General features: G+C 67.4%; 2 protein-coding genes. One reads left to right on the forward strand and one right to left on the reverse strand.

Going from position 1 to position 1,296, the window contains the following annotated elements:
* On the reverse strand, window positions 1–840 hold an 840-nt coding region (locus tag U1769_RS25065), incomplete at its 3' end, for a bifunctional transcriptional activator/DNA repair enzyme AdaA (RefSeq protein ID WP_332720879.1).
* 101 nt (window positions 841–941) lie between these two features.
* Between U1769_RS25065 and purE the strand changes: the two genes are divergently transcribed.
* Window positions 942–1,296 (forward strand): 5-(carboxyamino)imidazole ribonucleotide mutase (purE, locus tag U1769_RS25070; protein ID WP_332720880.1); only part of this gene is annotated, 355 nt, incomplete at its 3' end.

Consider the following 1,296-nt stretch of genomic DNA (forward strand, 5'->3'; position numbering starts at 1 on the left):
TGCTGTCTCACCCGGCGGGATGCTGCGCAGCGCTTGCCACACCGCCTCCTGAAAAGCCGTGCCGCGCACATCGAGCGGCAAGTCAGTATGGCGACCCGGCTGCTCGACCTCGGCCACCACCTGCGCCGCGAGTTCGGCCAGCGCCGCACCGCCCGATGTGATCTCCGCCGCCGGGAAGCGCGTGGCCAGCGCCAGGCTATCCTCGTCAAACGCGACGCGGCACAGCCCCTTGTCAGTCGCCGCGATCAGGAGTGGGCCGAGACTGGTTTCGGCGATGGTCCACCGAATCGTCACCCCGGCCCCGCCGTCCCGCCACGCGCTGGGCGTCATGCCGAGCCGGGCGTTGCTGGTTTCGTAGAAGCGGCTGGGGGCGGAATAGCCCGCTTCGTAGATCGCATCGGTCACGTTATTCTCCTGTGTCAGGGCAGCGGCGGCGCGGCGGGCGCGAATGCCACGGGCATAGGCGGCAGGGGTCACGCCGGTGGCGCGCTTGAACAGCCGCTGGAAATGGTGCGGCGCGTAGCCGACCTGGACGGCGAGCGCGTCGAGGGTCAGTGGCCGTTCCGCAGTTTCCAGCAGGGTAACCGCCGCCCCCACAGCCACCCGCTCGCGCCCAATCTCATCGGGCTTGCAGCGCAGGCAGGCGCGGAACCCGGCAGCACGCGCGGCAGCGGCGTCAGCGTAGAAAACAACATTCTCGCGCTTTGGGTGCCGCGCGGGGCAGCTTGGCTTGCAATAGATGCCAGTCGTAGTGACACCTGCGATCACGCGCCCATCATAGGCACGGTCGCGGCGCTCAAACGCAGTCCAGGCTTCATCATCGGAAAGGGCGGTGCTCATAGACCGGGTATAGGGCGAAACCGGGCAACGCGCTTCCCGGCAGTTGCGCCCAAAGCCGCGCATCTCTAGGGGGGCGCTTTCCCGTTCCGAAGAGGGATCGAATGGCGGACGCGACACTGGTCGGCATCATCATGGGCAGCACCTCCGATTGGGAGACGATGCGTCATGCCGCGGACGTGCTCGCCGAACTTGGCGTAACGCATGAAACGAAAGTGGTGTCGGCGCACCGCACGCCACAGCGGCTCTACGATTACGCGACCAGCGCCGACGAACGCGGGCTGAAAGTCATTATCGCAGGTGCGGGCGGCGCGGCGCATCTGCCGGGCATGGCGGCGTCGATGACGCACTTGCCCGTGCTGGGCGTGCCGGTCGAATCTCAGGCGCTGAAGGGCATGGATAGCTTGCTGTCGATCGTCCAGATGCCCGGCGGCATTCCGGTCGGCACGCTGGCAATCG

Source organism: Parasphingomonas zepuensis (assembly GCF_036663735.1).
Taxonomy (GTDB): domain Bacteria; phylum Pseudomonadota; class Alphaproteobacteria; order Sphingomonadales; family Sphingomonadaceae; genus Sphingomonas.